Here is a 10453-nt window from a genome sequence, read left to right as displayed (position 1 = left end):
TGGCTACCCCCCCCCCCCCCCCCCGCTGCCGTTAAAGGCAGGTAGGATTGCAGGCAGATTTGGCACACTTCCCGTGCCGGTTTTATTGAAAGGCCTTAATGACTGTCGTCCCCCTGCCGCTTGAGCAGAACCAGCACTCCGACACCCTCATCCACGGAGCCGACGGCGGCTCGGAGGTGCGGCGCTCGGTGCTGCCCGGCGGCGTCCGGGTGCTGACCGAGGCCATGCCCGGGCAGCGGTCGGCGACCATCGGCTTCTGGGTCGGCGTCGGCTCGCGCGACGAGGCCCCCGGCCAGCACGGCTCCACCCACTTCCTCGAGCACTTGCTGTTCAAAGGCACCCAGCGGCGCACCGCCCTGGAAATCGCCTCGGCCTTCGACGAGGTGGGCGGGGAGTCGAACGCCGCCACCGCCAAGGAAAGCACCTGCTACTTCGCGCGGGTGCTGGACACCGACCTCCCGATGGCGATCGACGTCATCGCGGACATGATCACCGGCGCAGTGCTGGACCCGCAGGAGATGGAGCAGGAACGCGACGTCATCCTCGAGGAAATCGCGATGGACAGCGACGACCCCACCGATGTCGCCCATGAACACTTCGTCGCCGCCGTCCTCGGCACGCACCCCCTCGGCCGGCCGATCGGCGGCACCCCTGAGGCAATCCGCGCCGTCGCCCGCGACTCGGTCTGGGACCACTACCGCCGCTACTACCGCCCGGACGAGCTCGTCATCACCGCCGCCGGGGGACTGGACCACGACGTCGTCTGCGAGCTGGTGGTGGGCGCCCTGCATTCCGCGGGCTGGGAACTCGAACACGACGCCGCCCCGGTGCAGCGCCGCCCCACCGAGCGGGCCTCGATCACCGGCACCGCGGGCCTGCATGTAGTCAAGCGCCCGGTGGAACAGGCCAACATCATCATGGGCTGCCCGTCCCTGGTGGCCACCGACGACCGCCGCTTCGTGATGAGCGTGCTCAACGCGGTACTCGGCGGCGGCATGTCGTCCCGGCTGTTCCAGGAGGTGCGCGAGAAGCGCGGCCTGGTGTACTCGACGTACTCCTTCGCCTCGTCCTACGCCGACGCGGGCTACTTCGGCATGTATGCCGGCTGCACGCCCTCGAAGGTCCGGCAGGTCCTGGATCTGCTCGGCGCCGAACTGGACAAGCTGGCCGAGGACGGCATCACCGAGGAGGAACTGCGCAAGGCCGTGGGCCAGCTCAGCGGCGGGATCGTCCTGGCCCTGGAGGACACCGGGTCGCGGATGTCGCGCCTGGGCCGGGCCGAACTGGTCTCCGGCGAATACCAGGACATCGATGAGACGCTGCGGCAGATCAAAGCCGTCACCGTTGCCGAGGTGCAGGAGCTGGCGCGCGAACTCGCCGCCGCGCCGCGCACCGTCACCGTGGTGGGTCCGTTCGAGGAAACCGAGACATTCGGCCTCTAGTCCGGCGACGCTCCCTCACCTCCGGCGCGGAAACCGCTGACCCTCCCGCAGGCCTGGCGCGGAAACCGCTGACCCTCCCGCAGATCAGGCGGGGATGGGCGCGGGCTCCGGGACGCGTCGGCACACCGTGGTCATAAAGGGGCTGAACTCGCTCGCGCTCCCAAGCCGCAGCCCGGCCGCATGGGTCAACTGGCCGTCGTCGATGCGCAAGGTGTGGCGGGCGGACCCGCGGCCGCTGCGCCGTTCGATGGTCAGGGTGCCGTCCTGCCAGCTGGCCCGGGCCGGTGCCTCCGGGGGCAGGCCCAGGCTGTTGACGTGGTACCACAGCAGGTCGGGATGGGCCGGGTCCATCGTGAAGACGCCGACCCCCTCGGTGACGGCGCCGTCGGCGTCGGTGTGGCGGTAGCTCATGGTGACAGCGAGGCCGGCAGCGGCGCGGGCGAAAACGACCTCTGCCGCGGCGGTCCGGGCCGGGCCCCAAGCGGTGGCCTCCCATTGGGTCGTGCCGCTCCATCGCCCCAGAAATGACTCAAGGGCCTCGTGTGCGCTGCCTGGCAACGGTCGATCCATGCTTCCTCCGGGTGGGATTGCCTCCGTCTGGCCCCGCCACCATCATCACGCCGTGTCCCGCGGCTGTAAAGGATCGCAGCGGCGCCGGATCTGAGGGAGGGTCTGATCCGCGGACGCCGGATCTGAGGGAGGGTCGGTTGGGGAGTACCGGGAAACGTTGCCGATTCGTTGCAAAGCACCCCCGGAAGTCCGTTGACACGCTGTGACCCGCGCCATAGATTTGCCGTAATCTGAATCACCTTTCAGGTTCTACCCAGATCTCCTGCCAGATTCCGCGGATTCTCAACGAAAGGCATCCCGTGAAGGATACAAAGAAGTTCCTGATGGCCGCCGTGATGGCCACCGGGCTCGCCCTCAGCGCCTGCGCGCCCACGGCCGGTTCCGCCGCCCCGGCCGGCTCCGGCGGCGCCGGCAAGGCAGCCGAACCGGTCAACGTCGGCATCATCTACTCCAAGACCGGCCCGCTGGCGGCCTACGGCGCCACCTACTATGAGGGCCTCCAGGCCGGCATTGACTACGCCACCGGCGGCACCGGCGAAGTCAACGGCGCCAAGATCAACCTCACCTACGCCGACGACGGCGGCGATCCGGACAAGGCCGTCACCGCGGCCAAGGACTTGATCGGCAAGGGCTACAAGGTCATCGGCGGCACCGCCTCCTCCGGCATCGCTTTGAAGCTCGCCGAGCAGGCCGCCCAGAACAAGGTGCTGTACATCTCCGGCCCCGCCGCGACCGACGCCATCCAGGGCATCAACAAGTACACCTTCCGCTCGGGCCGCCAGAGCCTGCAGGATGTTGCCACCGCCGGCAGCTTCATCGACATCAAAGGCAAGAAGGTCCTGGTGTTCGCGCAGGACAACGCCTTCGGCCAGGGCAACGTCGCCGCGGTCAAGGCCGTCCTCGGCGCGAAGGGCGCCACGGTGGAATCCATCCTCGTCGCCGACGGCCAGGAGCTCACCCCGTTCGCCCGCCAGCTCATCGACGCCAAGCCGGACATGGTCTTCGTGGCCTGGGCCGGGGCCACGACCGGCAGCATGTGGCAGGCCCTGAGCCAGCAGGGTGTCTTCGACAAGGCCCCGGTGGTGACCGGTCTCGGTGACGCCTCCAGCTTCGGCGCCTACGGTGCGGCAAGCTCCAAGATCAGCTTCCTCAACCACTACTTCCCAGGCGCCTCGGGCACCGAGGTGGAGAAGAAAATGATCGCCGCCGTCGAGAAGGCCGGCAAGAAGGCCGACCTGTTCACCCCGGACGGCTTTGTCGCCGGCCAGATGATCGTCCAGGCCATCAAGGGCGGCGGCGCTGACGCCGACGCGATGGTCAAGGCGCTCGAGGGCTTCAGCTTTGACGGCCCCAAGGGCAAGGAAACCGTCCGGGCTTCGGACCACGCCCTGATCCAGGACATGTACCAGGCCAAGCTGGTCCAGAAGGGCGACACCTGGGCTCCCGAGCTCATCAAGGTGGTTCCCGGCGACACCGTCGCGCCGCCGGAGAAGAAGTAGCCGCCCGGAGCGTCAGCTCCAGGCCTGCTTCCTGAACCCGCCCGCGAGAAACGAAGGACCCGTATGAATACCCCAGCCCTGCCCGCCCTCGCGGTGGATGGCCTTGGTCTGCAGATCGGCGGTGCCCGCATCCTCCAGGACGTGGGCTTCGAGGTCGCCGCCGGTGAAATGGTCGGCGTGATCGGCCCCAACGGAGCCGGCAAGACCACCTTGTTCAACCTGATTTCCGGCGTGATGCGCCCCACCGCGGGCAGCATCATGCTGAACGGCAGGGAGATCACGGCCGTGCCCATCCACCGCCGGTCCCGGGCAGGGCTGGGACGGACCTTCCAGACGTCCAACCTGTTCCCCAGGCTCAGCGTGCTGGAGAACGTCCGGCTCGCCGCCCAGGCGAAGCTCGGCGGCAGTTTCAGCATCCTGCGTTTCCCCTCCGCCTCGGATGAGGCCACCCGCATTGCCCGCGGCACCATCGCCGAGGTGGGGCTCACCGGCCAGCTCACGACGGCGGCCGGTGACCTTTCGCACGGCGAGAAGCGCAAGGTGGAGATCGCCGTGCTGCTGGCGACGGATCCCGCCGTCGTGCTGCTGGACGAGCCGATGGCCGGGGTGGCGTCGGGGGACGTCCCGTCCCTCACCGCCATCATCAGGGGAATGCACCGGGACCGCGGCTGCACCGTCATGATGGTGGAGCACCACATGGACGTGGTCCTGGGCCTGGTGGACCGGGTGGCCGTCATGCACCACGGCAGCCTGCTGGCCCTGGACAGCCCCGACGCCGTGATGGCCAACCCCACCGTGCAAAGCGCCTACCTCGGAGACCCCGTATGAGCACCGCAGCCGAAAGCCGCGCCCCAGGAACCCCGCCCATCCTCAAGGTCGAGTCGCTGTACGCCTCGATTGCCGGCCAGCAGGTCGTGGAGGACGTGTCCTTCACCGTCCCCGCCACGGGGATCACCGCCCTGCTGGGCCGCAACGGCGTCGGCAAAACCAGCACCATCAAGGCCATCATCGGCCTGATCGACCGCACCGGCGCCGTGGAACTGGACGGTGTGCGGATCGAAAAGGAAGCCACCTTCAAGATCATCCGCAGCGGCGTGGGCTACGTCCCGGAGGACCGCGAGGTCTTCGCCAAACTCACCGTCGCGGAAAACCTCAGGCTCGCCGAGCGCGACGCCGCGCCGCGCCGGCAGCTCGTCGAGGAGCTCTTCCCCGACCTGCTGGCCCGGTCCGCGCAGATGGCCGGAACACTCTCCGGCGGGCAGCAGCAGATGGTCTCGCTGGCCCGCGCCCTGCTGAACACCAACAAGATCCTGCTGGTCGACGAACCCACCAAGGGCCTTGCCCCCAAGATCGTCGCCGAGGTGGCCGAAACTCTCGCCGAGGCGGCCAAAACCGTCCCGATCCTGCTCGTCGAGCAGAACCTGCACGTCGTCCGCCAACTGGCCGAGGGCGCCGTGGTGCTCTCCGGCGGGCGGGTGGTCCACACCGGGCCGGCCTTGGAGTTCCTCGACGACGCCGGGCTGATCCAGAGGCACCTGGGTGTCTCCACCGAGGGCGCCCACGGTTCGGACACCAGCGTGGAACCTGCCGGGAGCCCGGCGGAGAAAGGGGCGGCCCTGTGAGCACCCTTGTCCTGCTCCTGTTCACCGGCCTCGGCCTCGGAGCCCTGTACTTCCTGGTGGCCGCCGGCCTGTCGCTGATCTACGGCCTGATGGGGGTGCTGAACTTCGCGCACGGCGCGTTCCTGACCCTCGGCGCCTTCACCGGCTGGGAGATCGCCCGGCGCACCGGTGCCGATAACTGGGGGACGTTCCTGCTGTCCCTCCTGATCGGCGCTGCCGCCGGCGCCGCCTTCGCCGCGTTCACCGAGTTCGTCCTGATCCGCCGGCTCTACCAGCGGCACATCGAGCAGGTCCTCGTCACCGTGGGCCTCTCGCTCGCCGCCGTGGCCCTGTTCGACGGCGTCTGGGGCACCGACCCGGTGTACATCCAGGGCCCGGCCTGGTTCAAGGACACCACCGAAATCCTCGGCGCCCGGATCCCCAACGACCGCTTCGTCTGCATCATTGCCGCCGTGATGGTGCTGCTGGCCCTGGTGTTCTTCCTGCAGAAGACCCGCTACGGCATGATCATCCGCGCCGGCGTGGAAAACCGCTCCATGGTCACCGCCCTGGGGATCGACGTCCGCAAGGCCTTCACCCTCGTCTTCACCATCGGCGGGGCGGCGGCCGGCCTCGGCGGGGTCCTGGCCTCGCACTACTTCGGCTACGTCTCGCCGATGCTCGGCGGCTCGCTGCTGATCTTCGCCTTCATCGTCACGGTCATCGGCGGCCTCGGCTCGCTGACCGGCGCGGCCATCGCCGCCGTCGCCGTCGCCGTCCTGCAGCAGTTCGCGAACTTCTACCTCGGCGGCACCGGCGACTTCGTCGTGGTGCTGGCGCTGGCGCTCGTGCTGCTGTTCCGCCCCACCGGCCTGCTCGGGAGAACCGCATGACCACCGATACTGACACCTCCAGCACCGACGACACCGCCCGCCAGGACCGGCCCGCGCCCGACGGCGGCGCGGCCCGCCGGACGGGGAGGAACCGGAGCCGCAAGCACGACGCGCGGGGAGCAGCCGGCAGCGCACCTCGCACCGCCGTCACCGGCCGCCGGCTCGCGGGCTGGGCGGCGGGCGCGGCCGGTGTGCTGCTCCTGGTCCTGCTGCCGTTGCTGAACATCTCGCTGCCCGGTGTGCTGCCGGGCCCCAGCTACACGCCCGGTTCCCTGCAACTGCTGGCGATGTGCATGCTGATGGCGGCCGCGGCACTGACCTACCACCTGCTCCTCGGCGTCGCGGGACTGCTGTCCTTCGGCCACGCCCTCTACTTCGGCGCCGGGGTGTACGGGCTCGCGATCATCCTGCAGAACCTGGACATCCCGCTGCTGCCGGCCATGGGCCTGACCCTGCTGATCGTGATTGTGCTGGCCCACGTGGTGGGCAGCATCAGCCTGCGGGTCAGCGGCATCCCGTTCGCCATGGTCACCCTCGCCTTCGCCCAGGCCGGCTCGGTGATCGTGGGCCGCAACCCCGACGGCAGGACCGGCGGGGACGAAGGGCTGACGCTGCGCACCGACAACCTGCCCGACGTCCTGGTGGGCGTGGTCAACACCCGCAACCTGTACTGGCTGGCCTTGGCCGTGCTGGTGGCCGTCTTTGTCGTCGTCACCTGGGTGCAGTCCTCCCGGGCCGGCCACGCCGCGGCCGCCGTGCGGGAGAACGAGCTGCGGGTCCGCGTCCTGGGCCTGCAGCCGTATCTGGTGAAACTGCTGATCTTTGTGGTCTCCGCCGTCCTGGTCTGCGTCATCGGGATGGTCTTCCTGCTGCTGCAGAGCGGTGCGGTGCCCCGGGCCGTATCCTCGGACCTCACCGTGACCCTGCTGGTGATGGTGGTCCTGGGCGGGGTCGGCTCGCGCTGGGGTGCCGTCATCGGCGGCGTGTTCTACACGATCCTGGACCAGCGCCTCACCACGCTGGCCAACTCGGAAGCCGTCAAGTCGCTCCCGGACATCCTGCGCGTGCCGCTGTCCGAACCGCTGTTCATCCTCGGCACCCTCTTCATCCTCGTGGTGATCTTCCTGCCCGGGGGCATCACGGGAACCGCCGAGCGGCTGGCGCAGCGCCGCCGGGGCCGGCGCGCCGGCAGCCACGGCATCGAAACCCCGCGCGACATCCTCGAGGACGCAGCATGAGCACCCGCACCAGCCCCACCGGCCCCGCCGACGGCCTGCATACCCTGGGCCGCTGGACCACCGACCGCAGCCTCGCTACCGGGCACCGTGTCGCCATCGACGACCGCGGCTGCACCCTGAGCTACAGCGAGCTGGAACGCCGCGCCGCCGCCCTGGCCGAGGGCTTCCGGGCCGCCGGCTACGGGGTCGGGGACCGGATCGCGAGCCTGACCGGTAACAGCTCGGACCATGTGGTGGCCTTCTTCGCCTGCGCCAAGGCCGGGCTGGTCCTGGTCCCGCTGTCCTGGCGGCTCTCACCCCGGGAACTCGCGGCCCAGCTGGAACTCGCGGACCCGCAGCTGCTGCTGGTCGAAGGCGAACTCGACGGACTCGCCGCGGCGGCCTGCGCGCTGCTGCCGCACCGGCCGCGCACCGCAGCCCTGGGTCCCGGCGGCGTCGAAAAGTCCGTCCCGCCGCCCACCCGGGTCCGGCCCGCGGCGTCCGGAGGTTCGGGCGCGCCCCGCCGCGAAGTGCGCGACGACGACGCCCTGCTGATGATCTTCACCTCGGGCACCGAGGGCGCCAGCAAAGCCGCCGTCCTGACCCATGCCAATTGCTTCTGGAACAACCTCGCGCTCTCCCGCACCCTGGACATGGGCAGCAGCGACGTGGTGCTGGCCGTCCTGCCGCAGTTCCATGTGGGCGGCTGGAACATCCAGCCGCTGCTGGCCTGGTGGACCGGGGCCACCGTGGTGCTGGAACGCGGCTTCGAACCGGGCCGGGTCCTGCAGCTGATCGCCGAGCGCGGCGTGACCATGCTGATGGGCGTCCCCACCCAGTACCTGATGCTCGCCGAGCACCCTGATTTTGCCCACGCCGAACTGGGCAGCCTGCGCCACGCGGTGGTTGGCGGCGCGCCCATGCCGGCGCCGCTGCTGCGGATCTGGCACCGCAGGGGAGTGGCGCTGAGCCAGGGATACGGCCTCACCGAGGCCTCGCCGAACGTGCTGTGCCTGCCGAACGAGGACGCCGAACGGATGGTGGGCTACTCCGGCAAACCGTACCCGCACGTCGCCGTCGCCGTGGCTGACCCCGTCACCGGAGAAATCCTCGAGGGTGCCGCCAGCGGCGAGCTGCTGGTGGGCGGACCGGGCGTTTTTGCCGGCTACTTCCGTGACCCTGCCGCGACGGCGGCCGTCCTCGTCGACGGCTGGCTGCGCACCGGCGACCTTGTGGAGCGCGACGCCGAGGGGTACATCAAGGTGGTGGACCGGCTCAAGGACATCTACATCTCCGGCGGTGAGAACGTCGCCCCGGCCGAGGTCGAGGCCGCGCTGCTGACCCATCCCGCGGTGGCGCAGGCCGCCGTCGTCGGGGTGGCGGACGAACGCTGGGGCGAAAGCGGAATGGCCTTTGTGGTGATCCGTCCCGGCATGGCCACCGACGAACAGGAACTGCTGGAGCACTGCGCCTCCCAGCTGGCCCGCTTCAAGGTCCCGGCCCGGATCGAGACGGTGGCGGCGCTGCCCCGCACGGCCCTGAACAAGGTGCTCCGCGCCCGGCTCCGGCAGGACCTCGCCGAACGCGCCCCGGCCGGCCCCCTGCCGGCAGAACGGAGCCGGTCATGAGCGCCGCACCCCGCACGGCCCGCGGCACCCGCACCCGGGCCAAGCTCCTCGAGGCCGCGGAGTCCGTCTTCGCCTCGGTGGGGTACCACGAGGCCTCGATCGTCAAGATCACCGAAGCGGCCGGCGTCGGCCTCGGCACCTTCTACCTGTACTTCGACGGGAAACAGGCCATTTTCGACGAGGTGGTCGAGGACCTGAACCGGCGGGTCCGGCATGCCATGACTGACGCCGCCAGGAGCGCCGGGACCCGGCTCGAGGCGGAACGGGCCGGCTTCCGGGCCTTCTTCCGCTTCACCGCCGAGCACCCCGCGCTGTACCGGATCATCCGCCAGGCCGAGTTCGTCTCACCCGGGGCCCTGCGCCTGCACTACACCCGGATCGTCAACGGCTACATCGAAGGGCTCAAGGCGGCCCAGCTCAGCGGCGAGGTCCGCGAGATGGACCCCACCGTAGCGGCGTGGGCCCTGATGGGCATCGGCGAGCTGATCGGCATGCGCTGGGTGCTCTGGGATGAGGAGGGCGCCGTACCCGCCACCGGTCCCCGGCCCGACGTGCCCGAGGAAGTCTTCGAGGAAATGATGCAGTTCATCGAACGGGCGCTTGCGCCCACGTCCGGTTCCGCCCCAGGACCGGCCGCGAACCCCACCCCGCCCCAGGAAGGGACAGCCCCATGACCCAGACAGCCAGCAAGGACACCTACCGCACCGCCGACGTGGCGGTCCGCGGCGGCTCATTGCACACCGCCATCTGGGGCCCGGAGGATCCGGGCGCGCCCACCATCCTCGCCGTCCACGGCGTCACCGCCTCGCACAAGGCCTGGCCGTACCTGGCCGAGGCGCTGCCGGAGGTGCGGATCATCGCCCCCGACCTGCGCGGTCGCGGCCGCAGCAACGGGCTGCCCGCGCCGTACGGCATGCCCTCGCACGCGGAGGACCTCGCGGCCGTGCTGACGGAGCTGGCGCCGGGCCCGGTTGTCGTGGTGGGGCATTCGATGGGCGCGTTCGCCTCGCTGGTGCTCGCGAACCTGTTCCCGGAGCGCGTCCGCTCGCTCGTGCTGGTGGACGGCGGCCTGCCGCTCCAGGTCCCGGAAGGCATTTCCGACGCCGAGGTCATTTCCTCGGTGCTGGGCCCGGCGGCGGAGCGCCTGAACGCCACGTTCCCGAGCCGCGAGGTGTACCGCTCGTTCTGGCGCCAGCACCCGGCCTTCAGCGGCGACTGGGGCCCGCTCATCGAAGCCTACGTGGACTACGACCTCACGGGCGAGGAGCCCGAGCTGCGGCCGGCAACGCGCTACCAGGCGATGGCCGAGGACACCGCGGAACTGCACCGGGGCGCCTCACTGCTGAAGGCCCTGGACGAACTCGCCGTGGACACCGTGGTCCTGCGTGCCCCGCGCGGCCTGCTCAACGAGCCGGCCGCGCTCTACACACCGGGCTACCTGGATGACTGGGCGGAGAAGCTGCCGTCCCTGCGGGTTCGCGAGGTGCCCGACGTCAACCACTACACCATCGTGATGGGCGACGCCGGGGCCGGCGCCGTCGCGGACGCCGTCCGGCAGGCGCTTGCCGTCGCGTAGTGGCCGTGCGCTGAAGCTGGACCCCTG

The 10453-nt window shown here is 70.1% G+C and carries 10 protein-coding genes; 9 read left to right on the top strand and 1 reads right to left on the bottom strand.

From position 1 onward, the window contains the following. Positions 1-98: 98 nt before the first annotated feature. The gene (locus tag ABLI39_RS13370) at positions 99-1442 is read left to right on the top strand and encodes a M16 family metallopeptidase (RefSeq protein ID WP_349413911.1); all 1344 of its coding nucleotides are present in this window, start codon (positions 99-101) and stop codon (positions 1440-1442) included. Positions 1443-1526: 84 nt separating this feature from the next. On the opposite strand, the gene ABLI39_RS13365 is transcribed toward ABLI39_RS13370, so the two are convergent. After that, positions 1527-2000, bottom strand: a complete 474-nt coding sequence (locus tag ABLI39_RS13365; RefSeq protein ID WP_349413910.1) for a DUF1579 domain-containing protein — start codon at positions 1998-2000, stop codon at positions 1527-1529. Positions 2001-2311: 311 nt separating this feature from the next. Between ABLI39_RS13365 and ABLI39_RS13360 the strand changes: the two genes are divergently transcribed. The 8 genes from ABLI39_RS13360 (at position 2312) to ABLI39_RS13325 (ending at position 10426) form a co-directional block, all read left to right on the top strand. Then, on the top strand, positions 2312-3511 hold the full coding sequence (locus ABLI39_RS13360; protein WP_349413909.1) for a substrate-binding domain-containing protein: 1200 nt from the start codon (positions 2312-2314) through the stop codon (positions 3509-3511). A 63-nt stretch (positions 3512-3574) separates the two neighbouring features. Beyond that, positions 3575-4339 (top strand): ABC transporter ATP-binding protein, encoded by a 765-nt coding sequence (locus tag ABLI39_RS13355; RefSeq protein ID WP_349413908.1) that lies wholly within the window; start codon positions 3575-3577, stop codon positions 4337-4339. After that, the gene (locus ABLI39_RS13350; protein WP_349413906.1) at positions 4336-5133 is read left to right on the top strand and encodes an ABC transporter ATP-binding protein; all 798 of its coding nucleotides are present in this window, start codon (positions 4336-4338) and stop codon (positions 5131-5133) included. The genes ABLI39_RS13355 and ABLI39_RS13350 overlap by 4 nt, the downstream gene beginning before the upstream one ends. Further along, positions 5130-6005, top strand: a complete 876-nt coding sequence (locus tag ABLI39_RS13345; protein WP_349413904.1) for a branched-chain amino acid ABC transporter permease — start codon at positions 5130-5132, stop codon at positions 6003-6005. Before ABLI39_RS13350 ends, ABLI39_RS13345 begins: the two co-directional genes overlap by 4 nt. After that, entirely contained in the window at positions 6002-7243 is a 1242-nt protein-coding gene (locus tag ABLI39_RS13340) for a branched-chain amino acid ABC transporter permease (RefSeq protein ID WP_349413903.1), read from the top strand. The genes ABLI39_RS13345 and ABLI39_RS13340 overlap by 4 nt, the downstream gene beginning before the upstream one ends. After that, positions 7240-8850: a class I adenylate-forming enzyme family protein gene (locus ABLI39_RS13335; RefSeq protein ID WP_349413902.1), complete on the top strand. Its 1611-nt coding sequence runs from the start codon at positions 7240-7242 to the stop codon at positions 8848-8850. The genes ABLI39_RS13340 and ABLI39_RS13335 overlap by 4 nt, the downstream gene beginning before the upstream one ends. Next, on the top strand, positions 8847-9524 hold the full coding sequence (locus tag ABLI39_RS13330) for a TetR/AcrR family transcriptional regulator (protein WP_349413901.1): 678 nt from the start codon (positions 8847-8849) through the stop codon (positions 9522-9524). Before ABLI39_RS13335 ends, ABLI39_RS13330 begins: the two co-directional genes overlap by 4 nt. Next, a complete protein-coding gene (locus tag ABLI39_RS13325; protein WP_349413900.1) occupies positions 9521-10426 on the top strand; it encodes an alpha/beta hydrolase in 906 nt (301 codons plus the stop codon). Before ABLI39_RS13330 ends, ABLI39_RS13325 begins: the two co-directional genes overlap by 4 nt. The last annotated feature ends 27 nt before the right edge of the window (positions 10427-10453 follow it).

The sequence above is a fragment of the Pseudarthrobacter sp. B907 genome, from assembly GCF_040137805.1.
In the GTDB taxonomy this organism is placed as follows: Bacteria; Actinomycetota; Actinomycetes; order Actinomycetales; family Micrococcaceae; genus Arthrobacter.
This window is presented reverse-complemented; position numbering and strand designations above follow the sequence as displayed.